Consider the following 25,472-nt stretch of genomic DNA (forward strand, 5'->3'; position numbering starts at 1 on the left):
CTCGGGGATTCAATCCCCGTGTCGGAGGGTTACCGCCCGAGGGCAAAGGCGGCGAAAAAGTTCGTAAAAGACCGTTTTCTGGCCTTTTTCCGACCTTTTTGCCCGCCGGTATGGATTCTGCCCAGCGCTGTCGCAGAAGCTCGCAGTACTGTTTCACGGTATGGAGAATGATTCCATTTCCACTCAGGACCCGCCCGCCCATGCTACCCGGGCAGGTTCGCCTAGGCCGACTAGGCCGTCTGTGCCGTCTTTGCCGTCTGGGCCGTCTGGTCCGGCAGGCCTCTCGCCGCATTTCACCTCCGACCCACAACGTCTCTCCGGGTTACTGGAATTCCTCTCCGAAGCCCCCACTCCCCAAGAATTACTGCGTTTCCTCGTTCATGTCCCCGTCCTCGCACCAGGACCGAGGGCAGGTGCCATGGGAATGATCTCTGGTGAAGCCGAACTGGTCGAATTGGCCAGTTACGGCTTGACCAAACACCACGGCTTTGTCGAGCGACGTTCGGTGTGGCACCAAGTGCCACCATTTGTGGATTTTCACGATGTGTTGCCGGTACGACGCTCCGCCAACGACATGCGCCAGGCCGTGGCAAAGGCGGGAATCACCATTGAACCAGAAGGGTGGGTCAACAGCGTGTTGATCCAGCCGGTCCACGGTTTCCGTGGTGCGCCCATCGGCGCACTGGTCATGCTTTTCGAACAAGCAGTGACCGAACCCTTAGAGCCCCTAGTCAGTCCAAAAGACTTCCATTCCGCATTAGTCCTCGCCTTCAAATCCGAACCCTTCCGTCAAGCGCTGGAGGAATCGGATCCGCGCCTAAACGGTGACACTCCGTTGATGACCGACCGCGAAATCACCTGCCTGCGGCTAGCAGCCCGGGGATACACCAACAAAGAAATTGCCGGCCAACTCAAACTTTCGCTCAGCACCATAAAAACCACGATGGCCCGCTGTTACGACAAACTCGACGTCACCAAGCGCACCAAAGCCGTCGAAGCCGCCCAAGCACTCGGGCTGCTCTAACCCCCACTACCGGTCAACCGCCACCGGCCAACCACCAGCGCTGGTCACCCCCGGTTAGAACCTGACTGCCAAACTGCCCGAAAACCCCTGAATAGGGAGCCGCTGTGGTTAGTTTTCGGCCAGGTTATGGCCAACCCCACCCGCACGGTGTCTGCTGGTTTCTACCCTGCAAACACCACCACCACACTCCGACTACCCGGGGTGTGGTGAGCCGTGGACGTGTTGAGTGGGACTAGTGCGGCGTGGGAGACAGCGCTGGGTGGGGGCGCGAGTGGTCTCGTGAGGGGTCTCTTGGGTGGCGCTGACTGCGTGGGGTTTAGGCGATGAGTTGTAGTTCGCGCTTGAGCGTGTCGGCACTTTGGAAGGTGAAGCCCACGAGGGATATGTGTCGCCAGCTGACCAGACCGTCAGGGCCGATGATGAAAATGCTTCTGCGCACCGCCATGCCCATAAGCCCGACGCCGTAGGCGGCGACGACGTCACCTTTTTCGTCGGCGAGGAGGGGGAAGCCGAGGTTCTTGGTGCGCGCAAAACGTTCGTGGCTGTTCTGGTTCTGCCGGGAGATTCCCCAAATTTCTGCACCCAAATCCCGAAAGCTCGCCAACTCGTCCTGGTAACTACACAGTTGGGCGGTGCACCCGGGGGAGTTATCTGCCGGGTAGAAGGCGAGGACCACAGGGTGTCCGCGACGCTCACTCAAAGTGAAATGACGGGTGGTGGCTTCGCCGTCTTCGACGACGATGCCCGGGAGGGTGAAGTCGGGGGCCAGTTCGCCTACGTCGGGGGATGTCACGCAGTGGACGCTACTGGGTAAAACCGAGAAAATCTGGGAAGGCTCCCATAATCAGTGGGTAGCCCACGAAAGCGACGGCGTCGATCAGCGCGTGGGCGATGATCAGTGGTGCGAGCCTCTTGGTTTTCATAAACCACAGGGCAAAGACCACCCCCATGGCGATGTTGCCAAAAAACGGCCCGATGCCCTGGTAGAGGTGGTAAAAACCGCGCAGTAGCGCTTGGATGGCCACAATCGCCCACGGGGCAACACCCAGTTGCCCCAGCCGGTGGGTCATATACCCCACGGCGATGACTTCTTCGAGTATCCCGGCTTTGAGTGCGGCGAGCAGTAGAACGGGGATGGTCCACCAGTAGTCAGATAGGGCGCTTGGCACAATCTGCACGGTGATGCCCTGGTTGACCCCCACGATGTAGAGGGCGAGGCCGGGTATTCCAATGAGCGCGGCAAGGCCCACACCCCACGCACTATCTCTTGTGGGCTTGGTCGCATCCAAGCCGATAGCGCCCAGTCGCGGCCTGGTGTGCGACCAGACCAGGTAGAACACCAAGGCGACGGGGACTAGCCCACTGATAATGCCCAGTAGTTGGTAGATGACGTCAAAGATCTGTTCATCAGCTAACGAGCGGTTGAGTGTCGCGGTTTGCTGGGAGAGTTCCCGTTCATCGGCCAGGCGTCTCCAGAAACTCACCGTCGCATACAGTGCGCTCATCCCCAGGCTTAGCCCCAGAACGATGAGAATCTCGGCGCGAATGCGCCGGGGGTTAAGCGGTGTGGGACCCATTGCGGGGAATTTCACAGGACGGCGTGGAGCCAGGGAGGCGGTGTCGAAAACGCGCCACTAATCGGTAGCCCATATCGGCCACAACCGAAACCGGCCACGTATCCAGCAGGTGGCCCAGAAAACGCCACCCCCACTGCCGCTGGCCGCGAAGCAGGCCAGAAAACGCGGCAGCACCCGCCATGTGGCGGGTGGGGGTAATGAGCCACACATAGTCGCGAATATCGGTGGCGCTTAAGCCCAGTTCCTCAGTGTCGGCCTCAGCGGACGTGGTGACCCGGGGGAAGGTCTGGAGGGTGCGCTGGAGGCGACCCACCCAGAGGGCGCAAAAGGCACAGTCGCCGTCATAGACCAGGAGCGCATTGCTTAGTCCTCGTGTGGTCATGACCCCATGGTAGGTCGCCAAGCTGGAGGATATGTGGAGCGGGGCAGGGGCCTGGTTGGCGATAGCCTAGGAGGGATGAAGGTCGCACGTTTCGCCACAGACGGCGGTGAGCCCCAGTTCGGCATTGTTGATGACGAAGAACTGGTGGTCCTCGCCGGTGATCCGCTGTACCACGGGCTGGATACCACCGGTCAGCGCATTGCACTCGAATCGGTGCGACTGCTTGCCCCCGTCATCCCCCGCTCCAAAGTGATCTGTGTGGGCATGAACTATGCCGCGCACGCCCAAGAAATGGGCCACGAGGGCCCCGATAATCCGCTGGTGTTCCTCAAACCCAATACCGCCGTGGTGGGCCCAGGCGACCCCATCATTTTGCCTCCCGTGCACGGGCGCATCGTGCACGAAGGGGAACTGGCCGTCGTCATTGGCTCCGTGGCCAAACGGGTGAAACCCGAAGACTGGGAAAGCGTGGTCTTTGGCTACACCATCGCCAACGACGTATCCGCCAGGGACGTCATGTTCGCTGACGGTCAGTGGGCGAGGGCCAAAGGCTATGACACGTTTTGTCCTTTGGGGCCGTGGATCGAAACAGAGCTCGACCCGTCGAACCTGGACATCCACACCTCTGTCGATGGCGAAACCAGGCGGGCTGGCAATACGAAGGATCTGATCTATTCGATTCCCGAAATCATCGCCTTCTGCTCTGACGTGTGGACGCTGCTACCCGGTGATGTGATTTGTACGGGCACCCCTCCAGGCTTAGGGGGCTTTGTGAACGGCCAGCGCGTCGACATCACCATTGAAGGAATTGGCACCCTGTCGAATCCGGCAAAGAACCGTGATGATCGAACCGACGACTAACACCCTCGATCCAGAGAGTATCGACCGGTCCAGGCGGCGCATTCGCACCGTATTAATGTCCGGTCAAGTCCTCGCTGGGCTCGGAATGGGATCCACACTCTCCGTGGGAGCCATTTTGGCGACCGAACTCTCTGGCTCACCGGGGTGGTCCGGAATGGCCGCCACACTGGCCACACTCGGTGCGGCACTGGGTGCACTTCCCCTGGCGAACCTCGCAGCCCGTCACGGTCGCTCCTGGTCGCTTGCGACCGGAGCGTGGATTGCCGCTGTGGGGGCACTGCTGGCTGTGCTGTCGACCATTACCGGGGTGTTTGCTGTGCTCTTGGTTGCCCTGGTGCTGATCGGTGTGGGAACGGCTGTGAACCTGCAGGCACGCTTTGCCGCCACCGATGTCTCCACCGACGCCCACCGGGCGACTGATTTATCCCTGGTGGTGTGGGCGACCACAGTGGGCGCTGTGTCAGGGCCAAACCTCATCGGCCCAGGTGACGCTTTTGGCATCTGGTTGGGCTTGCCCTCCCTGGCGGGACCCTTCGTGTTGACCATGTTGGCCCAACTCTCCGCCGGAGTGCTCTACCGGGTCGGTCTTCGACCAGAGCCACTCGCATTGGCCAAACAGATTTCCGCCGAAGCAGCAGCCCACTCATCAATTGATGCTGTCGGTGCCGACCGCCCGGGCGATCGCCGCAGCGCGTTTATCGCCATCGCGCTCAGTCACGCCACCATGGTGGCGGTGATGGCGATGACGCCGGTGCACCTGGTCGACCACGGGGCAAGCCTCGTGATTGTGGGGTTCACCATTTCGTTGCACATTGCCGGAATGTATGCGCTCGCTCCCGTATTTGGCATCTTGGCCGACCGTTGGGGTCGAAAACAGACCATCCTGTCCGGCCAAGCGATGCTGGCGCTCAGTTTGCTGGCCACCGGCTTTGGCTCTGAATCCGAAGCGTGGGTCATTGTGGGGCTGATTTTGCTGGGCACCGGGTGGTCTGCTGCCACTGTTGCCGGATCAGCCCTGTTGACCGAATCGACCCCGGTGGCCCGGCGCACCAGAGTCCAAGGGCTCTCCGACGTGGTGATGAGTGCTGCGGGTGCCACCGGTGGCGCACTCTCCGGTGTGGTGTTAGTCCTCATCGGCTACAACGGGTTGTCGTTAGTGTCATTGGTGTTAGTGGCCACGGTCACACTGCGGGTGGTCCTCACCCGCCATTCGGGTGAAAGGACGTCTTCGTGAGCGAGTCAACAACTGAGGTGTCCACCACGGAGGCAACCGGTGGGGATATTCGGGTCCGGTTTTGTCCGTCCCCGACAGGCACCCCCCACGTGGGGTTGATTCGCACCGCGCTGTTTAACTGGGCGTATGCGCGCCACCACGGTGGCGCGTGTGTGTTCCGCATTGAAGACACTGATCAGGCGCGGGACAGTGAAGACAGCTACCACCAGTTGCTTGATGCGATGGGCTGGTTGGGTCTGAACTGGGATGAAGGCGTCGAAGTGGGCGGACCGCACGGACCCTACCGGCAGTCTGAACGCGGGGATATTTACCGCGACATCATTAACCGCCTCCTCGAGGCGGGACACCTCTATGAAAGTTTTGTCACCCCGGAAGAAATGGCGGCCAAAAACGTCGCCCAGGGCCGCGGTGAAAAGCAAGGCTATGACAACCACGAGCGCACCCTCACTGATGCTGAGCGCCAAGCCTTCATCGACGACGGTCGATCGCCGGCACTGCGGCTAAAGGTGCCAGATGGGGCGCTTGATTTTGTGGACTTGGTGCGCGGTCCGGTGAGTTTCCCCGCCGGCTCCACCACAGATTTTGTGCTGGTTCGCCCCAATGGCGCACCGCTGTATACGTTTGTGAACCCCGTCGATGATGCCCTGATGGGCATCACCCACGTGTTGCGCGGGGAAGATTTGCTCTCCTCCACACCCCGCCAAATTGCCCTCTATCACGCACTGATCGACATCGGTGTGGCCAGTGAGATTCCCCGTTTTGGTCACCTCCCCTACGTGATGGGCGAAAACAACAAGAAACTCTCCAAGCGTGACCCCGAATCAAACCTTTTCCTCCACCGCGAGCGGGGCTTCATCCCCGAAGGGCTCCTGAACTATTTGGCACTACTCGGCTGGTCGATTGCCCCCGATCGTGACGTGTTCACGCGGGAAGAAATGATTGCCGCATTCGATGTGGCAGATGTGAACCCCAATCCGGCGCGCTTTGATCAGAAAAAAGCCGAATCTATTAACGGCGACCACTTGCGCATGCTGGCGCCGGAGGATTTCTTAGCCAGATGCCTGCCCTACCTCCAAGACTCAGGGCTTATTGGTGCTGAGCCCACCGCTTCGCAACGCGAGGTCCTCACAGCCCTCCTGCCCCACGTGCAACCCCGGGTGGGGTTACTCGGGGAGGTCCCGGGCATGGTGGGCTTCGCCCTCACCGACGATGAGGGTCTAGAAATCACCGATGAGGGACGAAAGACCCTGCGCGAAGGCGCAGGCGATGTCCTCGACGCTTCGGTGTCGGCATTAGAAGGCCTCGAGTCGTGGACCACCGAGGCCCTGGAGGAAACGCTGCGTGAAGCCTTAGTCGAAGGGATGGAGCTTTCACCCCGACACGCGTTCACCCCGCTTCGGGTCGCAATCTCAGGGCGCAGGGTCAGCCCGCCACTGTTTGAGTCGATGGAAATCCTGGGAAAGGATTCGAGCCTCGCGAGGCTTCGCTCGCTCCGCCAGAGCCTCTAGAGGTGTACTAGGGTAGAAAGCCGGCGCCAGCCTGGTGGGGTGTGGTGTAATTGGCAACACGGCTGATTCTGGTTCAGTTGTTCTTGGTTCGAGTCCAGGCACCCCAGCCACATTCTTGTTAACGTTCTCAGTCGCCGCAGCGCGCCCCAAGCGCAGGCCTAGTAACCGCGGGCGAGTTGTGCCACGGCGCTGATGAGGTGGGTTTCTGGATTCCGGATTGCTTCTTCTGTGGACGGTGCAGAATCGACCAATCGGGAAATACTCCAACCCTTTAAGACCGTGTCATCTGAGGTGCCGACAATGAGTGCCCCACGGGTGTGGGTGGAAGACGACAGAGCATAGATATGCCCCACCACTTTGCCTCGAAGGCTCGTGTGGTCAAACTTTCCCTCCCCGGTAATCACCAGGTCAGCACTCTTCAGGGCTTCTGTAACACCAATCAGGTCAGCGACAAAAGCAGCGCCATCTTGGATCGTCGCACCCAAAAACGTCATCAAGCCCCAGGCGGTTGCACCTGCCGCGCCAGAGCCCGGAGTGAGATGTGTTGAGTGTTGCGGGCTGTGGGCGACGAGGCGGGAAAAAGCCTCCTCGAGTCCCCGAACATCATCCGGGGTCGCGCCTTTTTGGGGGCCAAACACTGACGGGGCGTCGAACATCACTGCCGTGGTGTCACTGATCAGAGTGATTCCTCTCACGGGCGGCTGGTGGAGGCCGCTGGTATCGACCCCAGTCACACCGATTGCCCCCGTGGGGTGAGCGTCGCTCCTGGAGAGTGTGGCCCCTAAGGCTTCCAGTGCCCCTAAGCCGGCATCGGTTGTGGCAGAGCCTCCCAATCCGATCATCACACCCGTTGCACCGCGGCTCATCGCGATGGCGATGAGTTCCCCCAGACCTCTTGTGGTGGCGACGAGGGGATCTGGCGCACTCATCAGGGGCAGCCCCGATGTTTGGGCCAGCTCAAGTACGGCGGTCTGGTCGGGCAGCATCAACCAGGACGCCTCGACGGGGGAGCCTTCTGGTCCGGTGACGCTGTCGTGGTGCCAAGTGGCCTGTGGGGTTGCATAGGCGATGGCGTCCAATGTCCCCTCGCCGCCGTCGGCCATCGGCAAGACACTCAAGTGGTCACTGGGGCGAACCGTTCGCCACCCTGTGGCGATGGCTTCAGCGACTTTGATTGCCGAGCGGGAGCCCTTAAAAGAATCGGGGGCGATCACCACGTTGGCCACGACTTCAGGTTACTGGCTCCGCGCCAGCTGCTTCGGTGGCAGGGTTTGTGTGCTGGCGTTTTCGTGCGATAATCGACTGTCTACGGCGCGGCCCCATCGTATAGCGGCCTAGTACGCCGCCCTCTCACGGCGGTAACGCGGGTTCGAATCCCGCTGGGGTCACCACGTCTCGATTCGGCACTTCGGTGCAGGCCCCCTCGGGCACGGGGTTAGGCTGGGGTCGTTCTTAGGGGAGTATCCCGACACTGCCGGTCGTCAACTCGGATGAGGTTCATCATCCCGGCCGGTAGCAGATGGTGACATCTGGGGAGAGACGTTCGAACACCGTATTGTCCGATGGAACAAAGGTGTGAGTGTGGAACTGTCTATCCCGTTGTGGTTCGAAGTGGGCTCGCTGATCGTGTTGAGCCTGATTTTGCTTCTCGATTTGTTGCGTGTGGTGTGGAAGCCCCACGTCCCCTCCACAAAGGAGTCGGCCCTGTGGGTCGGTTTTTATGTGGCGTTGGCGTTGGTGTTTGCCGGGGCAATGTTCGTCTTCTCGGGCGAAAAATACGGCTCAGAGTTCTTGGCCGGTTGGGTCACCGAATACAGCCTGTCGGTGGACAACCTGTTTGTGTTTGTGCTGATCATGGCGTCGTTTTCTGTGCCCAAGCGCTACCAGCAGGAAGTGTTGATGGTGGGAATTTTGTTGGCCATCGTCTTTCGGGGCATTTTTATCCTGCTGGGTGCGGCCCTCATTGCCAGCTTCAGTTGGATTTTCTACGTCTTCGGAGCCTTCTTGCTCGTGATCGCTATCCAACAACTCGCCAGTGGCCGCGAAGATGACGTGCAGAGGGAAAATGCGGTCATCCGTTTCCTTCGCACCCGCATCGACATGACCAACACCTACGACGGGATGAAATTTCGCATCATCGAAGACGGGAAAAAGCGTTGGACGCCGATTCTCGTCGTCCTCATCGCCATCGGCACCGCCGATGTCGTCTTCGCCGTGGATTCCATTCCCGCCATTTACGGCATCACCGAGAGTCCCTTCATTGTGTTCACCGCCAACGTGTTCGCCCTGATGGGGCTTCGGCAGTTGTATTTCCTCCTCGGTGACCTCATCGACAAATTGGCCTACCTGCACATCGGTATCGCCTTCATCCTCGGCTTCATCGGAGTGAAGTTGGTCTTCCACGCACTACACACCAACGAACTGCCCTTCATCAACGGTGGCCAACACGTCGACTGGGTGCCCGTGATCGGCACCTGGGAATCACTCATCGTCATCGTTGTGGCGATGACGATCGCCGTCGTGGCGAGCCTGATGAAACTGAAAAAAGACCGCGACAGCGGTGCAGTGACCCCGTCCGAGTCAGAAGACGTTGACCAGGCTCGGTCCAACCACTAGGCGCTAAACTGGTCGATACACCGCGTGGTCACGCGGCCACCCCGGTAGTGACAGACAGTGACGAGTCAGTGGACACAGTGTCACTAAAGCGTCGGTTACTGGCCCTGGGGACGAGAGGAAAAGGGAGGGATCATGGCGGCAGATACGCAATCACGCCCCGCTGCATCGACCTTGGCCGAAAAGGTGTGGGCTGACCACCTTGTCACAAAAGGCGAAAACGGCGAGCCTGACCTTCTCTACGTTGACCTCCACCTCGTGCACGAAGTGACCAGTCCGCAGGCTTTTGATGGTCTGCGTCAATCGGGGCGACCCGTGCGTCGACCAGACCTCACCATTGCCACTGAAGACCACAACACCCCCACCATCGACATCGATAAGCCCATCGCTGAGCCCAACTCGAGGCAACAGGTCGCGGCCCTTCGCACCAACGCCGAAGAGTTCGGTATTCGCCTGCACTCTTTGGGTGACGCCGAACAGGGCATCGTGCACGTCGTCGGGCCACAACTGGGCCTCACCATGCCGGGGATCACCGTCGTGTGTGGTGATTCACACACGTCCACCCACGGTGCTTTCGGAGCGATGGCGTTTGGTATTGGCACCAGCGAAGTCGAACACGTGTTGGCCACCCAAACACTGCCGCTGGCGCCGTTTAAGACCATGGCGGTCACCGTGGAAGGTTCCCTTCGCCCCGGTGTGACCGCGAAAGACATCATTTTGGCCGTCATTGCCCAAATCGGCACCCAGGGTGCCCAGGGCTATGTCATCGAATACCGCGGCAGTGCCATCCGGTCACTGTCGATGGATGGCCGGATGACCATTTGCAACATGTCCATTGAGGCCGGCGCCCGGGCGGGGATGGTCGCCCCCGACGAGACCACTTTCGCGTATTTGAAGAATCGCCCCCACGCCCCTCAAGGTGACGACTGGGACGCGGCGGTGGAGTATTGGAAAACTCTGCGCACCGACGATGACGCCGTATTCGATGCGGAAGTATTCCTCGACGCCAACACGTTGGAGCCTTTTGTGACCTGGGGGACAAACCCCGGTCAAGGTGTTCCCCTTAATGAGTCGGTGCCGGAACCCTCTTCTTTCACCCACGAGGTCGACCGTCACGCGGCTGAGCGCGCACTGGATTACATGGAGCTTGAACCGGGAACCCGGATGAAAGATATTCCCGTCGATGTGGTCTTCATGGGCTCCTGCACAAACTCACGCCTGGATGACCTTCGCGCTTTCGCCTCCATCATCAAAGGTCAGAAAAAAGCGGACGGTGTGCGCGTCATGGTCGTCCCGGGTTCTGCCAGGGTCCGGCTCGAAGCCGAAGCGGAAGGCCTCCACAAAGTCATTGAAGAGTTTGGCGCCGAATGGCGCTTCGCGGGCTGCTCGATGTGTTTGGGGATGAACCCCGACCAGTTGCAACCCGGTGAGCGTGCCGCGAGCACGTCCAACCGAAACTTTGAAGGCCGTCAAGGTCGCGGTGCGAGAACCCACCTGGTCTCCCCGCTGGTGGCAGCCGCCACAGCGATTCGAGGAACACTGTCTAGTCCCTCCGACCTGGGAATCGACATTCCCTCCTATTCGATTGCCGAGGTGGTCGCCTAATGGACACAGTCAGCCTGGTCGAAGGAGTGGGCGCCCCCCTTCGACGCTCCACCGTGGATACCGACCAAATCATTCCCGCAAAGTTTCTCAAGCGCATCACCAAAACCGGCTACGACGACGCGCTGTTTTATGAGTGGCGTCAGGACCCAGAGTTCATCTTGAACACCCCGCCCTACGACAACGCTCGAGTGTTAGTCGCAGGACCCGATTTTGGTACCGGCTCATCCAGAGAGCACGCCGTGTGGGCACTGCGTGATTTTGGTTTTGCCGCCGTGATCTCTTCGCGCTTTGGCGACATCTTCCGAGGAAACGCCGGAAAACAGGGTCTTGTGGTCGCCACCGTGCCCCAAGACATTGTGGAAGCCATTTGGGCCGAACTTGAGGCACACCCGGGGCTGGAGGTAGCCGTGGATGTGGCCAGCCGTGAGGTACGGTGTGGAGCGATAACGGCACCGTTTGAAATCGACGACTACACCCGTTGGCGACTGATGGAAGGACTTGATGACATTGGGCTTAGCCTCCGTCACGAAGACGCCATCGAACACTTTGAAACGACGAGAGCGTCGTGGCGTCCACGGACGCTCCCCGCTCTGGGGGGTTAAGTGAACCCGGTGTCGGCCACTCCGACAGCGAGTCCGGCGGTGGTGACACCAGAAGAGGCCGATGTGGTCGCCGTTCACGGCGGCAAACCCCTCATCGGTGAAGTGGGCGTGCGCGGGGCGAAAAACCTTGTCACCAAAGCCATGGTTGCGGCACTACTCGCCGATGAACCCAGTGTCCTCTCCAACGTTCCGGTCATTCGCGACGTCGCCGTGGTGCGGGGACTCTTGGAAGCCCACGCCGTGAGCGTCACCGACACTGCGCCGGGTGAACTGACCCTCGACCCCAGAGGGGTCAAGTCGGCGCATTTTGCCGAAATTGATGCCCACGCGGGCTCCAGTCGTATCCCGATCTTGTTTTGTGGACCACTTCTTCACCAACTGGGTGAAGCGTTCGTGCCCGACCTGGGCGGCTGTCACATCGGTGATCGCCCCATCAATTTCCACCTCGATGCGCTTCGTGCATTCGGTGCGGAAGTAGAAAAGTCACCCGAAGGTATCGCCCTTCGGGCACCCAAGCGCCTCACCGGGGCGAAAGTAGAACTGCCCTACCCCAGTGTGGGAGCCACCGAACAGGTGCTGCTCACCGCGGTGCGGGCGAAAGGCGTCACCGAACTGATCAACGCCGCAGTCGAGCCAGAAATTATGGACCTGATTCAGGTGCTGCAAAAAATGGGCGCCATTATTTCTGTCGAAACCAACCGAACCATCCTCATCGAGGGTGTGGATTCCCTAGGGCCCTACCAGCACAAAGCAATCTTCGATCGAAACGAGGCAGCCAGTTGGGCTGCCGCCGCGTTGGCCACTAAGGGTCGCATTTTTGTGCGCGGTGCCGAACAGCTCGATCTGATGACCTTTTTGAACGTGTATCGCAAAGTCGGTGGTGAGTTCACCGTGGGTACTGAAGGCATCGAGTTTCGACACCCCGGGGGTGAGCTTCACCCCGTGGTGATCGAAACCGACGTGCACCCGGGTTTTATGACCGACTGGCAGCAGCCCATGGTGGTCGCGCTCACCCAAGCACAGGGCCAATCCATCGTGCATGAAACCGTCTACGAGAAGCGCTTTGGGTTCACCGACGCACTCGTCGAGATGGGTGCGGACATTGAGGTCTACAAAGAAGGAATCGCCAGTATCACCCGGCGGGTCCCCCGCCGCCCGCTCGAGCAGGCGGCGGTCATCACCGGCCCCACGCCGCTCCACGGGGCAAATGTGCGGGTGCCAGACCTGCGCGGAGGTTTTAGTCACATCATTGCCGCGGTCACCGCGCAGGGCGAATCGGTGGTCAGTAACGTGGGGATTATTTCCCGCGGCTACGAGCACCTGTGGGAAAAGCTCGAAGGGCTGGGAGCGTCGTTCGAGCTGAGAGGCTGAGCCGGTGGCGTCAACACGCGGGCCCGGCTTTTGGTGGCGACTGATTGAAGCGCTCATCCTTCCCGTTTTCAAAGCTTTTGTGACGCTGAAGCTCACGAAGGACTCGGCGCTCCCTCGGACGGGGCCCTTCATTGTGGCGCCCAATCACCACAGCGAAATTGACCCCATCGTGATGGGGGTCGCGGTGTGGCGACTGGGTCGCACACCGCGGTTTTTAGCCAAAGCCTCGCTGTTTAACATTCCCGTTGCTGGGTTTTTGCTTCGAGCAACGGGGCAAATCCCCGTAGAACGAGGGGCCAGTTCCACCGGCGGGGCACTGCGTGCGGCCAACCAACTGATCAGTGAGGACCAGGGCCTGATTGTCTACCCCGAGGGGACGCTGACCAGGCAACCCGATTTGTGGCCGATGAAGGGAAAAACGGGGGCGATTCGGATGGCCCTCGAATCGGGAATACCGCTTTATCCGGCTGCCCACTGGGGCACCCAAGACTTGATGGCCCGCTACGGAAAATCGATTTCTGTCATTCCGCGACCCCGAATCACCGTGGTGGTCGGGGAGGAGATGAACCTGGAGGCTTTCCAGGGTCGGCCGATCACCAGGGAGCTACTCGATGAGGCGACGGACGCTCTCATGCACGCCATCCAAGATCTGGTGGCCTCGCTTCGCGGCGAGACCCCACCCAAGACGATCTATGAACCCCAGGGGATCGAGCCCGGGAGGAATCGATGAGTGACATCGCGGTAGTGGGTGCGGGGTCGTGGGGGACCACGTTTGCCAAAATTCTTGTCGACGCAGGAGGTGACGTCACCCTCTGGGCGCGCCGAAGCGAAGTCGCCCGCGAGATTCGAGAAACCAGTCGAAACACCGACTACCTTCGGGGCATCAACTTGCCCTCGTCGCTCACGGCCACCACGGACCTCGAAGAGGCCATTAGCCCCGCTCACACGGTGTATTTGGCGGTGCCGAGCCAAAGCCTGCGAGTAAACCTCGAAGCGATTACACCGCTTCTCGCCCCCAATACTCGTCTGGTGAGCCTGATGAAGGGCGTGGAATCGGGAACCGGGCTTCGCATGTCCGAGGTCATCGCTGAGGTGACGGCAGTGGCTCCAGAGGCCATTGCGGTGATCAGTGGACCAAACCTCGCCCTCGAGATTGCGCGGGAACAACCCACCGCCGCGGTGGCCTCCTCACTCGATGCCGATACGGCGGCGGCGGTGGCCAAACAGGCCACGACGCCGTATTTTCGGATGTTCGTCAACTACGACGTCCTGGGCACCGAATTTGGCGGCGTGCTCAAAAACCTGATCGCGGTGGCGGTCGGCATCGCCGACGGTGTCGGCTACGGGGAAAACACGAAAGCCTCAATCATCACTCGAGGGTTGGCAGAAATCAGCGCATTTGCCGCCGCCTTTGGCGCAGAGCCCCACACGATGTCGGGCCTGGCGGGCCTCGGCGACCTCATCGCCACCTGCGAATCACCGCTGTCGAGAAATAACACCGCCGGGCGACTACTCGGCCAAGGCTACGCCTTAGATGACGTGGTGCGCCGGATGAACCAAACCGCCGAAGGCCTCCAAGCGGTGACACCGGTATTAGATCTCGCTGCCTCGAGAGGGGTATCGATGCCCATTGTGATGCAGGTTCAACAGGTCCTCCGCGGTGAGCTCGACCCCGCAGAGCTCGCCCCACACCTCGCCACCGACTCTGACGAGCCACAGGGAGAATAAGACGCGTGCTCGCCTCCTACGCTGACGGTTCGGTCATTGCTGAGCGCTTTGGCAGCGGCCCGGTAGACGTCATTGCCCTGCACGGGTGGGGTCGAAACGCCAGCGACTTCCAAGGCGTCTTGGAGGGCTATTCGGCGGCGGCCGTGCAGTTGCCGGGCTTTGGTGTGGTCGATCCACCGCCCACTACCTGGCGACCGGCCGATTACGCCCGCTGGCTTTTGCCCGCCCTCGACGAAGAAAATCCCCCCATCCTGCTGGGTCACTCTTTTGGTGGGCGTATCGCGGTGAGATTGGCCGCTGCCTACCCCAGCCGTGTGCGGGCACTGGTGCTCACCGGGGTGCCGATGACGAAACTGCACCCGCCGAGTGGCCCCGACCCGCGCTACGCGCTTATTCGTTTCTTACGGGGCCTGGGCCTTGTGCGCGAATCCCAACTGGAACAGGCCAGGCGACGCTTCGGCTCCGCCGACTACCGCCAGGCTGCCGGTGTCATGCGCGACATCCTTGTCCACACGGTGGGGGAGGACTACCTGGACGACGCCGCACGCCTGGAGATGCCCGTCGAGCTGGTCTGGGGCGAATTCGATAAACCCGCCCCGCTCGACGTCGCCAAAAAGACTGTGGAAGTGTTACCCCACGGCGCGCTCAGCGTGGTGTCGAACTCCGAGCATCTGCTCGATGAGACACTGGTGGTAGCCCTTCGCGCGGCGATTGAACGCCGGCTGAACAACGAGGAGATGTGACCCGGTGATCGGCTTTGAGCTTCTCGTCGCGCTCACGGCGTTAACCCTGGGGGCGTCGCTGGTGATCGGCCAGCTGCGCTGGTTGCGCGTGGCGCAGCGTGTCCAATATCTTCCCGGCGAAGTCAGCCGCATTGAACGCCTGTGGTTACTGCGACGTCCCATGAGCGTGGTGTGGTGGGCATTAGCCATCGGTCTCGCCTTAGCCGGTTATGTCGCTGCCCCGTGGGGTTTTGGGGTGGCCGCCTGGTTGGTCGTACTCGCACCACTAGTCGCAGCACTCTCCCCGTGGCGGATGCCGGTGATGGGCGAAACGAAACCGGTGGCGTGGACCGGGCGACTGATCCGAGTGGCCATCGTCAACGCGGTGTTGCTTTTCGCGCTCGCGGCAGTATCGGCCTGGTTTTTAGGTCCAGCCGGTGCGCTGGTTCCCGTCATCCTCCAAGCCCTCATCACTGACCTTTCGTTGGTGCTGTTGTGGCCAGTGGAGCGGTTGGTGCAAAAACCGTATTTGACCAGTGCGCAAGAAACACTTCGGAGGGTCGACCCACAGATCGTGGCCATTACCGGCTCGTACGGCAAAACCTCCACCAAAGGCTACGCCGCACAAATTCTCGCCAGCCGCTACGACGTGGTGGCCTCACCGGCGAGCTTTAACAACCTGATGGGGCTGTCGCGGTCCATCAACGACAAACTTGCCCCCGGCACGGAAGTGTTTGTCGCCGAAATGGGGATGAACGCGGAAGGCCGCATTCGGGAGCTCTCGAAATGGTTCCCGCCCTACATTGGTGCGATCACCGTGATCGGTGAGGCCCACTATGAGCGACTGGGCTCACACCACGCCATCCTGCGTGCCAAATCAGAAATTACCGAAAATGCGTCCGTCGTCGTCCTGCCCGTCGACCAACCAGAACTTGTCGCCCTGGCAGAAACCTGCCGGGCGAGGGGAACCCTGGTGGTGACCGTCAGCGCTCAAGGGTTAGAAGCCGACGTCAGTCTTGACGCTGAAGCGGGCACCGTGACGTATGGGCCGGAGGCCACACCCGTGCCCACGGAGATTCCCCTACTCGCCCACGGCATCAACATTGCCGTCGCACTGGGAATCGCGTGGGCCCTGGATGTCCCCTCCGATAAAGCCCTCGCGTCGCTTGGCGACCTTCCCGTCGCCGCACACCGCGCAGAAGTCGCCACCACAGAATCCGGTGTGGCCATTATTGACGACACCTACAACTCCAACCCACCCGGAGCGGCCCGGGCCATCGAGGGAGCGAAAGAGCTCGCCGCGGAGCGTGGCGGGAAGCTTTTTGTGGTCACCCCCGGGATGGTGGAACTGGGTGGCCTACAGGCCACGCGCAACCGCGAACTGGGTGAAGCAATCACCGCCGCCGGCGGTGTCTGCTACGCCGTGGGTCTCACCAACCGCCGAGCACTCGTTGCCGGTGCGGGGGCTGACACGAAAGTGTTTCTCACCCGAGATGACGCCGTCGGTGCGGTGCTCCACGAGGCAAAGCCTGAGGACGTTATTCTCTACGAGAACGATCTGCCCGACCACTACCCCTAAACGTCCCGGTCGGCACTGTGGAGGTCAGGCTCGATGAGTGCGAACAACACCTGGGCGGTTATCTTTGGTGGCCCCAGTCCCGAACACGAAATTTCGATCCTGACCGGGCTGCAAGCAGAACGTGTCCTGAGAAGCGCCGGACACACCATTCATCCCGTCTACGTCGCCCCTAACGGTCAATGGCTTCTCGTTCCCGACAACACCGAAGCGAAGGACTACCTGGAAGGGTCGCCTTCCGGTTCGAAAGAACTCGATGTCCGCCCTGGCGGACAACCAGGCCTCTACCTGAAAAAAGGCATGGGGTCGAAAAAAGTCGATGTCGATGCCGCACTGCTGTGTTTCCACGGTGGGGGCGGCGAAGGCGGCGGCGGAGCGTTTCTCTGTGAACTGCTCGGCATCCCGCACACGGGCTCCAGCTTGTATGCGGGCGCGGTGGGAATGGACAAACTCGCCTTCGCGGGCCTGCTCACCAATGCGGGTATCCCGAGCCTGTCCCGTCAGCACCTCTCCCGTGAGACGGCGCCGGAGTTCGCCGGCCCCTACATCGTCAAACCCCGGTTTGGCGGCTCCTCCATCGGCATCGAAATCGTGGAGGACATCGACACGGCGCGGGCTCTGGCCGATTCCAGTCCGCACCTGAAAAACGGCGCGGTGATTGAGCCCTACCGGGCCGACATCGTCGATCTGAACATTTCTTTTCGCACCTACCCCACCCTCGAATTGACTGCGCTTGAGCGTCCGCTTCGAGGCGATCAAGACGCAGAATCTTCTGGAGCTGGTGGTGTCTACAGCTACCAGGAGAAATACCTTCAAGGTGAAGGCGGTGCGGGGCTTACCCACGCACCGCGGGAGTTCCCCGCTCAAGTACCCGACGTGGTCGCCTCCCGCGCCGTCGAATTAGCAACAGCTGTTGCGGAAGTGACCAGGCTCACGGGTATTGTTCGCGTGGACCTGTTGTGGGATCCAGCCGATGACAGTGTCTATGTCAACGAGGTGAACACCATCCCGGGTGCGCTCTCGCTGTATTTGTGGTCGCCCACCAGACCACCCGCTGAAGTGCTTACCGATGCTCTCCGAGAAGCCGTGGAGCGGCGTATTCGTTGGCCACAGGCAGGCTTCTCGCAGGGCATCGCCCTGAAAGCGGCCGGCGGGATCGCCGGCAAGCTCGTCGGGATGGGTTCCTAGACCGCCAACGCTTGGCCACGCGCCCATATGTAATGGGTGTCGCCAGGGGATGGGTGTCGCCGGTGACAGCGCTACTCGCTGAAGACATCCTCGGCACCCAGGCACGCGCCCACCGGGGCGGACTGGCTCGCCACCGCACCGCTCAAGTCTTGGAGCGCTTCGGTGCCAGAGACCCGATCGGAGTCGACAATGACTTCCGTTGCGGGGTCAAGGCCGTAGCTGATGAACACAAAACGGGGTTGGTCGCGCTCATCGATCAACCAATCCACGCCGTCGACCGTGGCACACGGCAGTGTGGAGGGGCCTGGCCGTGGCAGACCGCAGCGCACAATCACCGCTGTCGGGTCGCCGTAGGCGGCTGTCGATTGGGCGTCCACACTTCGCCGCTCGAGTTCACCGATGGAGTCGGGCAGGCGCACCATCATGTTGGCGCATTCGACGGCATTGGCTTCGGGTGCGGGTTGTAGCCGCACTGTGGGGGCGCACGCCGAAAGGGTCATCATCGCCACGGCGGCGACAGTCAACACGGTGCGCCCTCTGCCCATCACACTCAGGCTACCGTGGGGGTGTGGCAGAGCACTCGGAAAAAACCCTGACCGTGGCCGACCTGGGCGAGCGCGGCACACTCGCCAGGATTTTGCCCCTGCTGCCAAGCGCCAGCGGGATGAGTGTGGGACCGGGGGACGATTCCGCGGTGGTCGGTTTGAACGCACCGGAAGTGGTGACCACCTGCGACATGATGGTGGAGGGTCCCGATTTTCGCCGCGACTGGTCCCAGCCGGAAGACATTGGCTACAAGGCCATGTCGAGCAATCTTGCCGACATTTCCGCTATGGGCGCCACACCACTGGGTGTCATCATTGGACTCGCCGCCCCGCCGGACACGCCAGTATCTGACCTGGTCGGTATCGCCCGGGGGGTCGCCAAAGGCCTGGCCGATATGGCCCCCGAAGCGGGGGTGTTGGGTGGGGATCTCTCCACCTCGCCGCAGCTCACCCTGTCAGTCACTGTCCTCGGTCAACTCTTTGGGCTTCACCCGGTCCTTCGATCGGGCGCCCAGCCCGGCGACATTGTGGCGGTGACGGGTGAGCCTGGTGTGTCCGAGCACGGTTTTCGAATTCTGAACGAGCACACCACACAGGCTGGGGGCGCACTCGACCCGTCAGTGTTGGCGGAGCTTCGACGCCAACCAGAAGTGCTCCACCACCTCGCCCCACGCATTGATTTGACTCACGGGCCGGCCGCTGCGCAGGCCCAGGCCACCGCCATGATGGATGTCAGCGACGGGTTAGTACTCGATGCGACCCGTATGGCAGAGGCCAGCAATGTGGCCATCGACTTTGACAGTGATGCGGTCGTCGATGACGCCTGGCTCATGGGGGGTGAAGATCACGGCCTATTGGCCACCTTCCCGCCGGAGGTGACCCTGCCGGAGGGTTTTCACCCCGTCGGTGTGGTGCGTGACTATGAGCCATCAGCAGACGAGGTGGGCACTGGAGTTGTCAGTACCGGCGGTGTCAGCACTGGCGGGTCACCAACTCCTCGGGTGACGGTGTCTGGTGTGGCACCAGATATTGAGCGTGGTGGTTGGGATCCTTACCGAGACAGTGTGAAAACTCGGGTATCGCCGTAAGTTTTGGTGGTCACGGGTGTCAGCCACTCTGGCCAGTGGGGCTCTGTGGTGCGCGCCGAGCGCTCCACCACAATTGTTGCCTCCGGGTGTACCAGTGGCCCGAGGGTATTGAGGATCTCGGTGATTTCTTCGGAGGGCTGTTCGTAGGGTGGGTCGATGAAGACCAGGTCGATGCTGGCATCGCCCGGGAGTGTGGACAGGGCGGCGCTCACACTCTGGCAGCGCACATCACTACTGACCGGGCGGGTGAGGGCTTTTTCTAACCGCTGAGCGTTGGTGCGAATGGCTGTGCAGGCTGCCCGGTGCGAATCCACCGCAGTAAGCGTGTGTGCCCCGCGGCTTAAGGCTTCAAGCCCCAGTGCGCCAGAGCCGGCAAACAGGTCCAGCACTGTAAGGCCGGTGAAATCGATGCGACTGGCTAGGGCGGAAAACAGTGCCTCTCGCACCCGGTCACTGGTGGGCCTAGTGGGCCCTTGGGGGATATCCAGTGGCAACGATCCGGCTTCACCGGCGATGATGCGCGCCATGTGAACACGCTACCGGGTGGTGTGGTGGGGGCGGGTAGCCTCGGAGTGTGGCGATTACCCGGGAGAGCGCATTAGCCCAGGTGTTGGGCGATCGCACCCAGCGCGCCCTCAAAAAAGCTTTTGGTTACACCACGGTGGGTCAACTGCTCGAGCATTACCCCAGGCGTTATGCCACCAGGGGGGAGCTGACCTCCTTGCAGGGCATTGCGCTGGGGGAGCCGGTGAGCCTGGTCGCCGAAGTGGTCTCCGTCACCGACCGGCCGATGCGGAACAAAAAAGGTTCCCTGCTGGAAGTGGTCATTACCGACGGCACCGGTGTGGTGACGTTGACCTTTTTCAACCAGGCGTGGCGGGCTCGCGACCTACGACCAGGGGCGAGAGGCATTTTTGCCGGAAAAGTCAGTAGTTTTCGTGGCGGCAAACAACTGGCACACCCCGACTATGAACTCTTTGAAGATGCGCCGCCCACCGAGGAAAGCTCGAAAGCGTGGGCACAAACCCCAATCCCCATCTACCCGGCCACGTCAACATTGGCCAGTTGGCAGATCCAGAAAGCTATTTCGACCGTATTGGATGCGCTCGAAGGGGTGGAAGACCCTGTTCCCGATGAGCTGACATCACGCCACACGTTGGTGGACTTGAGCGTTGCTCTCGAGCACATTCACCGGCCTGAATCGGAGAGCCAGTGGCAACAAGCCAGGGACACCTTGCGCTTTCACGAAGCGTTGGTGTTGCAGCTGGCGCTGTTACAACAGCGGGCTGTTGCCGAAGCGAAGGGCACGATTATTCGCGAACCCGGTGAGTTGGGTCGGCGTTTTCGAGACGGTTTGCCGTTTTCGTTGACTGATGACCAGCAGGCGGTGGCGACCGAGATTGCCTCCGATTTGGCTTCCGGGGTTCCCATGCACCGGCTCATTCAAGGTGAAGTCGGCTCTGGAAAGACGGTCGTCGCACTGGGCGCGATTGTTCAGGTCGCCGAAGATGGTGGCCAGTCGGCACTGCTCGCCCCCACGGAAGTTCTCGCCAGTCAACATTTTCGCTCCATCGTGAACACCCTGGGTCCAGACCTCGCCAGCGAACTGGCCCCCACCCTGCTCACCGGGGGGATGGGTGCTAAGGAGCGCAAAAAAGCGGAGTTGATGATCGCCTCAGGGCAGTCGCGCATTGTGGTGGGCACCCACGCACTGCTGAGCGATTCGACCCAGTTTCATGACCTCGGTTTAGTGGTCGTCGATGAGCAACACCGTTTCGGGGTCACCCAGCGCGATGTGTTGCGCCATAAAGGCTCAAACCCCCACGTGTTGGTGCTCACCGCCACACCGATTCCTCGCACAGTGGCGATGACCGTCTTCGGGGATGTCGACATTTCCACCATTCGGGGGGTGCCTGCCGGTCGGCAACCGGTGACCACCCACGTGGTGGCGCTGGCAGAAAACCCTGCCTGGTTTTCCAGGGTGTGGCAGCGAGCGGATGAAGAAATCGAGGCCGGACACCGAGTGTTTGTGGTGGCCCCGGCAATCGACCAGACCGGGGTGACAGAAGGGGTTGATGACGGCGTTCATGATGGTGCCGGCTATCCCGACCAGGTGGCGGGTATCGAGGATGGCCAGGCCGACGGGGAGCCAGCCCGGCCGCTGACGGCAGTGCTGGAGCTCGCGGCGACCCTGAAAGAGCATGAACTCTTGGGTAAAAGAAGCATTGGTGTTGTTCACGGCCGACTGGATAGTAGGGAAAAAGAGGACGTGATGTCCGCCTTTCACTCCGGTGACCTCGATCTGCTGGTCGCCACCACAGTGATTGAGGTCGGTGTCGACGTTCCCCAGGCGACCATGATGATCGTGATGGACGCCGACCGGTTTGGCATCAGCCAACTGCACCAACTGCGCGGGCGTATTGGTCGAGGGGGCCTGCCCGGGGTGTGTTTACTGGTCACCCACCAGCCGGCCGAGTCGATGGCGAGGCAGCGACTGGATGCGGTGGCCTCCACCACGGACGGTTTCGAATTGGCGCGCATTGATATGGAGCTCCGCCGCGAAGGTGACGTGTTGGGGGCCAACCAGTCGGGGGGTCGCTCCGGGTTGAAACTGGTGCGCGTCAGTGTCGACGGCGAGTTGATCGAATCGGCGAGAGCCGATGCGAAAGCTCTTTTGGCGGCCTCCCCCGATGTGACCGAGTATCCCGGGTTGCGCAAAGCTCTCACCGACCGGTTACAAGAAATCGATGCCGACTATTTGGATCGTAGCTAGTGGCGTAACACGGCGTTAATACCCTTTCGCTACTCTTAATCTGTGACCTCGATCGCCGTTGTTCCCGGTTCCTTTGACCCTGTCACCCTGGGTCACATCGACGTGATTGGCCGTGCTTCGGGCCTTTTTGATCAATTACACGTCGTTGTGGTGCACAACCCCGACAAAAAAGCCCTTCTGCCGATCGCCCAACGGGTCGCTCTCATCGAAAAAGCACTCGGTCACGCCGGCATCACCGGGGTCACGGTCACCTCCTGGAGTGTGGGATTACTGGTGGACTACTGCGTCGAAGTGGGAGCCAAAGTGTTGGTCAAAGGCGTGCGCTCACCCGCCGATGTGTCCTACGAGACCCCGATGGCGATCGTGAACCGAAACTTGGCCGAAATCGAAACGGTGTTTTTGATGCCCGACCCGGCCCACGGCCACGTCTCCAGCTCCCTGGTGCGCCAAGTCGCCCGCCTGGGTGGCGACATTTCCCCCTACGTGCCACAGGTCGTCAAAGACTTCATCGACAGTAACGGCCTTCCCGACTAGCGTCCCCACCGCGGGTCACCCGGGAGCCGGTGGGCGTGGAGGAAACCCCTCCGGTCGCACCGGGTAGACTCTCGCCCTGTGGCACAACACTCTGTATTTCGCCTGCCCGTCCACGATTTGATGGGAAAACCCGGGTCGATGCGCGAGCTCGACCTTCGGGTCAACACCCCGGAAAAATGGGGTGAAGCCGTCGCCCAAGTCCCCGAAGGCGCCGAGCTGGAAGCCTCCGGCCAGCTCGAGAGTGTTCACGAGGGGATTCTCGCCTCCGGCGAGATTCACACTCGCGCCGAGGCGCAGTGTGTGCGCTGTTTAGACCCGATCGGAGTCGATATCGACACCGAATTCACCGAACTATTCGCGTATTCCGGCCAGGAAGGCTACGATAGCGAAGTGGTCGATGAGACCATCGACTTGGGCGTTGTCGTTCGCGACCAGGTAGTTCTGCAGCTACCGTTCCAGCCGATGTGTTCGCCTGACTGCCCCGGACTAGACCCGGAAACGGGAGAAAAGCGTCCAGAGGGCTGGCAGGAGAGCACCGAGGAGCGAATTGATCCTCGCTGGGACGCCCTGCGAGAACTGATGGAACACGACCCCACACCCAACGAGAATGGCACCTCGAGAGAGTAAAGAAGGCAGATCATGGCGGTACCCAAGCGGAGAAAATCTCGCGCCAACACCCACGCACGGCGCTCGCAGTGGAAGACCCAAATTCCCACGCTGGTCAAAGTGGTGGAAAACGGGCGCACCGTGTATCGCCTTCCCCACCGCGCGCACGTCGTGGAAGACTCCAATGGCACCCCGCTGTTCATGGAGTACAAGGGTCGCCGCGTCTCCGACGCGTAAGGACACGGTGGGCCGACGATGAGCCCTCCCGATTGGGACGTTCTGCGCCGGGCACTGGGCGTGAGCGTCTCGGACGAGGTCCTGCGCCACGCGCTCACCCACTCCAGTTACGCCTACGAAAACGGCGGCGAAGACAACGAACGCCTCGAATTTTTGGGAGACGCGGTGCTCGGCCAGTCGGTCACCGCACTGCTCTACCAGCACTACCCCGAACTGCCCGAAGGGGAACTGGCGAAACGCCGCGCGGCGGTGGTCTCCACTCAGGCGCTCGCCAGGGTCGCCACCGACATCGGGCTCGGACATTTTTTGTTACTGGGCCGCGGTGAGGAGCGCACCGACGGCCGAAGTAAACCCTCACTGCTGGCCGACGCGCTGGAGGCCGTCATCGGTGCGGTGTTTATCGACGCGGGCCACCACGCAGCCGATGACGTCGTCGTGGGATTACTGGGCGAGACGATGAAGGATCCGCGGACCTTTGACGACAGCGCGGATCCCAAAACCGCGCTGCAGGAATTGGCCGCCTCCCGGGCGCTCGCACCGCCGCGCTACGTGTTGAGCGAAGACGGCCCCGACCATCAAAAAACCTTCAGCGCTGACGTGTTTATCGACCACCCGCAACACTCCCCGGGACCCGTCGGTCGGGGTGTGGGAAGCAGTAAGAAGTTGGCCGAAATTGACGCCGCCCGCAATGCTCTGGGTGCACTCCGGGGCGCCTAAATGCCCGAACTACCCGAAGTCGAGGTGGTGCGCCGGGGAATAGAGCCCTACTCCACCGGTTGGCTCGTCGAGAGGGTCCAGGTGTTCGACCCACGGGCGCTGAAGAGACACGAGGGGCCGGCAGAGGACTTCATCCACCGCCTCACCGGCCGTGTTCTGGGCGGCGCGGTGCGTCGGGGAAAGTTTCTGTGGTTACCGCTCTCGGCGCCCGCGGACGAAAGCCCAGCAGGCGATGAAGCCCTGGTGTGTCATCTGGGGATGTCCGGTCAGGTGCTCTTAGGCGAGCACCCGGAACAATTTGGTCCGCTCCTGCGCGTCGCACTGGAGCTTCGCGGCCCCGCGGGGGAGGCCATCACCTGGGGTTTTGTCGACCAGCGGCTATTTGGTTCGCTCGCGATCGACCGACTGGTCGAGGCGTCGGATGCCCGGAGGCGACCGCCACAGCCTGGGGTCCCCGCGGGCTGTGGCGGGACAGATTCCCGGCTGCCCGCCTCGGTGTGGCACATCGGCAGAGATTTACTGGACCCCGCCGTGGATGATGCCGTTCTTGCTCGCGCGATACGAGGCAAGTCGTCTGGCATCAAACGCGTACTGCTCGATCAGCGTCTCACCAGTGGCGTGGGAAACATTTACGCCGATGAGGCGCTGTATCGAGCCCGCCTGCACTACGACTACCCGGCATCCAGGTTGAGCCACGCGAGAGCAATGGAGCTATTGGGGCATGTGCGACAGGTGTTTCACGATGCGCTCGCCGAAGGCGGCACGAGTTTTGATTGGCAGTACGTAAACGTCAACGGCCAAAGCGGGTATTTTTCCCAGTCGCTCTCGGCTTACGGCCAAGACGGCACGTCGTGTGGCCGCTGTGGTCGCACGATCGTGCGTGAGCCGTTTATGAATCGCTCCTCGTTTCGGTGTCCCAGATGCCAGCCGACGCCGCGTAAACGGGTAGGTTAGCGTGAAGAATTACCGGGTAATCGCCCG

26 protein-coding genes and 2 tRNA genes are annotated in these 25,472 nt (G+C 61.3%); 22 read left to right on the plus strand and 6 right to left on the minus strand.

What is annotated here, in order from left to right; genetic code table 11:
• Positions 1-241: 241 nt before the first annotated feature.
• Positions 242-1,024 (plus strand): LuxR C-terminal-related transcriptional regulator, encoded by a 783-nt coding sequence (locus tag RI518_RS04905; protein WP_310689522.1) that lies wholly within the window; start codon positions 242-244, stop codon positions 1,022-1,024.
• A 316-nt stretch (positions 1,025-1,340) separates the two neighbouring features.
• On the opposite strand, the gene RI518_RS04910 is transcribed toward RI518_RS04905, so the two are convergent.
• The 3 genes from RI518_RS04910 to RI518_RS04920 are packed head-to-tail and all read right to left on the minus strand — an operon-like array spanning position 1,341 to position 2,983.
• Positions 1,341-1,817 carry a peroxiredoxin gene (locus RI518_RS04910; protein ID WP_310689523.1) on the minus strand — a complete coding sequence of 159 codons (477 nt, stop codon included), beginning with the start codon at positions 1,815-1,817 and terminating at the stop codon, positions 1,341-1,343.
• Between the two features lie 10 nt (positions 1,818-1,827).
• A complete protein-coding gene (locus RI518_RS04915; protein ID WP_310689524.1) occupies positions 1,828-2,601 on the minus strand; it encodes a CPBP family intramembrane glutamic endopeptidase in 774 nt (257 codons plus the stop codon).
• A complete protein-coding gene (locus RI518_RS04920) occupies positions 2,582-2,983 on the minus strand; it encodes a DCC1-like thiol-disulfide oxidoreductase family protein (protein ID WP_310689525.1) in 402 nt (133 codons plus the stop codon). Before RI518_RS04920 ends, RI518_RS04915 begins: the two co-directional genes overlap by 20 nt.
• A 75-nt stretch (positions 2,984-3,058) precedes the next feature.
• On the opposite strand from RI518_RS04920, the gene RI518_RS04925 reads away from it, so the two are divergent.
• From RI518_RS04925 to RI518_RS04940, 4 genes are all read left to right on the plus strand, one after another.
• On the plus strand, positions 3,059-3,844 hold the full coding sequence (locus RI518_RS04925; RefSeq protein ID WP_310672254.1) for a fumarylacetoacetate hydrolase family protein: 786 nt from the start codon (positions 3,059-3,061) through the stop codon (positions 3,842-3,844).
• Positions 3,825-5,078, plus strand: coding sequence for an MFS transporter (locus RI518_RS04930; protein ID WP_310689545.1), 1,254 nt, complete (start codon positions 3,825-3,827; stop codon positions 5,076-5,078). Before RI518_RS04925 ends, RI518_RS04930 begins: the two co-directional genes overlap by 20 nt.
• A complete protein-coding gene (gene gltX, locus RI518_RS04935) occupies positions 5,075-6,586 on the plus strand; it encodes a glutamate--tRNA ligase (protein WP_310672252.1) in 1,512 nt (503 codons plus the stop codon). The genes RI518_RS04930 and gltX overlap by 4 nt, the downstream gene beginning before the upstream one ends.
• A gap of 35 nt (positions 6,587-6,621) precedes the next feature.
• Positions 6,622-6,696 (plus strand) — tRNA-Gln (locus RI518_RS04940).
• Positions 6,697-6,744: 48 nt separating this feature from the next.
• On the opposite strand, the gene RI518_RS04945 is transcribed toward RI518_RS04940, so the two are convergent.
• On the minus strand, positions 6,745-7,812 hold the full coding sequence (locus tag RI518_RS04945; protein WP_310689526.1) for a glycerate kinase: 1,068 nt from the start codon (positions 7,810-7,812) through the stop codon (positions 6,745-6,747).
• Between the two features lie 89 nt (positions 7,813-7,901).
• Here RI518_RS04945 and RI518_RS04950 point away from each other — a divergent pair.
• From RI518_RS04950 to RI518_RS04995, 10 genes are all read left to right on the plus strand, one after another.
• A tRNA-Glu gene (locus RI518_RS04950) sits at positions 7,902-7,977 on the plus strand.
• A 190-nt stretch (positions 7,978-8,167) separates the two neighbouring features.
• A complete protein-coding gene (locus tag RI518_RS04955; RefSeq protein WP_310689527.1) occupies positions 8,168-9,202 on the plus strand; it encodes a TerC family protein in 1,035 nt (344 codons plus the stop codon).
• A 132-nt stretch (positions 9,203-9,334) separates the two neighbouring features.
• Entirely contained in the window at positions 9,335-10,804 is a 1,470-nt protein-coding gene (gene leuC, locus RI518_RS04960; protein ID WP_310689528.1) for a 3-isopropylmalate dehydratase large subunit, read from the plus strand.
• The gene (gene leuD / locus RI518_RS04965; RefSeq protein ID WP_310689529.1) at positions 10,804-11,406 is read left to right on the plus strand and encodes a 3-isopropylmalate dehydratase small subunit; all 603 of its coding nucleotides are present in this window, start codon (positions 10,804-10,806) and stop codon (positions 11,404-11,406) included. The genes leuC and leuD overlap by 1 nt, the downstream gene beginning before the upstream one ends.
• A gap of 39 nt (positions 11,407-11,445) precedes the next feature.
• A complete protein-coding gene (gene murA / locus RI518_RS04970) occupies positions 11,446-12,777 on the plus strand; it encodes a UDP-N-acetylglucosamine 1-carboxyvinyltransferase (RefSeq protein ID WP_397428146.1) in 1,332 nt (443 codons plus the stop codon).
• 4 nt (positions 12,778-12,781) lie between these two features.
• A complete protein-coding gene (locus RI518_RS04975; protein ID WP_310672247.1) occupies positions 12,782-13,507 on the plus strand; it encodes a lysophospholipid acyltransferase family protein in 726 nt (241 codons plus the stop codon).
• Positions 13,504-14,505, plus strand: coding sequence for an NAD(P)H-dependent glycerol-3-phosphate dehydrogenase (locus RI518_RS04980; protein WP_310672246.1), 1,002 nt, complete (start codon positions 13,504-13,506; stop codon positions 14,503-14,505). Before RI518_RS04975 ends, RI518_RS04980 begins: the two co-directional genes overlap by 4 nt.
• A gap of 5 nt (positions 14,506-14,510) precedes the next feature.
• Positions 14,511-15,248, plus strand: a complete 738-nt coding sequence (locus RI518_RS04985) for an alpha/beta hydrolase (RefSeq protein ID WP_310689530.1) — start codon at positions 14,511-14,513, stop codon at positions 15,246-15,248.
• A 4-nt stretch (positions 15,249-15,252) separates the two neighbouring features.
• Positions 15,253-16,806 carry a UDP-N-acetylmuramoyl-tripeptide--D-alanyl-D-alanine ligase gene (locus RI518_RS04990; protein ID WP_310689531.1) on the plus strand — a complete coding sequence of 518 codons (1,554 nt, stop codon included), beginning with the start codon at positions 15,253-15,255 and terminating at the stop codon, positions 16,804-16,806.
• A gap of 33 nt (positions 16,807-16,839) precedes the next feature.
• Positions 16,840-17,991 carry a hypothetical protein gene (locus tag RI518_RS04995; RefSeq protein ID WP_310689532.1) on the plus strand — a complete coding sequence of 384 codons (1,152 nt, stop codon included), beginning with the start codon at positions 16,840-16,842 and terminating at the stop codon, positions 17,989-17,991.
• Between the two features lie 71 nt (positions 17,992-18,062).
• Here the strand turns inward: RI518_RS04995 and RI518_RS05000 are convergent, their stop codons facing one another.
• Positions 18,063-18,536, minus strand: coding sequence for a DUF3515 domain-containing protein (locus RI518_RS05000; RefSeq protein WP_310689533.1), 474 nt, complete (start codon positions 18,534-18,536; stop codon positions 18,063-18,065).
• 23 nt (positions 18,537-18,559) lie between these two features.
• On the opposite strand from RI518_RS05000, the gene thiL reads away from it, so the two are divergent.
• Positions 18,560-19,624 carry a thiamine-phosphate kinase gene (thiL, locus tag RI518_RS05005; RefSeq protein WP_310689534.1) on the plus strand — a complete coding sequence of 355 codons (1,065 nt, stop codon included), beginning with the start codon at positions 18,560-18,562 and terminating at the stop codon, positions 19,622-19,624.
• On the opposite strand, the gene rsmD is transcribed toward thiL, so the two are convergent.
• Positions 19,588-20,151, minus strand: coding sequence for a 16S rRNA (guanine(966)-N(2))-methyltransferase RsmD (rsmD, locus tag RI518_RS05010; RefSeq protein WP_310689535.1), 564 nt, complete (start codon positions 20,149-20,151; stop codon positions 19,588-19,590). The two genes, thiL and rsmD, sit on opposite strands and share 37 nt — an antisense overlap.
• 47 nt (positions 20,152-20,198) lie before the next feature.
• Between rsmD and RI518_RS05015 the strand changes: the two genes are divergently transcribed.
• From RI518_RS05015 to mutM, 6 genes are all read left to right on the plus strand, one after another.
• Positions 20,199-22,397, plus strand: coding sequence for an ATP-dependent DNA helicase RecG (locus RI518_RS05015; RefSeq protein WP_310689536.1), 2,199 nt, complete (start codon positions 20,199-20,201; stop codon positions 22,395-22,397).
• A 42-nt stretch (positions 22,398-22,439) separates the two neighbouring features.
• On the plus strand, positions 22,440-22,931 hold the full coding sequence (gene coaD / locus RI518_RS05020; protein ID WP_310671486.1) for a pantetheine-phosphate adenylyltransferase: 492 nt from the start codon (positions 22,440-22,442) through the stop codon (positions 22,929-22,931).
• A 78-nt stretch (positions 22,932-23,009) separates the two neighbouring features.
• A complete protein-coding gene (locus RI518_RS05025) occupies positions 23,010-23,558 on the plus strand; it encodes a DUF177 domain-containing protein (RefSeq protein WP_310671487.1) in 549 nt (182 codons plus the stop codon).
• Between the two features lie 12 nt (positions 23,559-23,570).
• Positions 23,571-23,774, plus strand: coding sequence for a 50S ribosomal protein L32 (rpmF, locus tag RI518_RS05030; protein ID WP_310671488.1), 204 nt, complete (start codon positions 23,571-23,573; stop codon positions 23,772-23,774).
• An 18-nt stretch (positions 23,775-23,792) separates the two neighbouring features.
• On the plus strand, positions 23,793-24,491 hold the full coding sequence (gene rnc / locus RI518_RS05035; protein ID WP_310671489.1) for a ribonuclease III: 699 nt from the start codon (positions 23,793-23,795) through the stop codon (positions 24,489-24,491).
• On the plus strand, positions 24,492-25,445 hold the full coding sequence (gene mutM, locus RI518_RS05040) for a bifunctional DNA-formamidopyrimidine glycosylase/DNA-(apurinic or apyrimidinic site) lyase (protein WP_310689537.1): 954 nt from the start codon (positions 24,492-24,494) through the stop codon (positions 25,443-25,445).
• Positions 25,446-25,472: the final 27 nt, after the last annotated feature.

The organism is Pontimonas sp., from assembly GCF_031581085.1.
GTDB lineage: Bacteria > Actinomycetota > Actinomycetes > Actinomycetales > Microbacteriaceae > Pontimonas.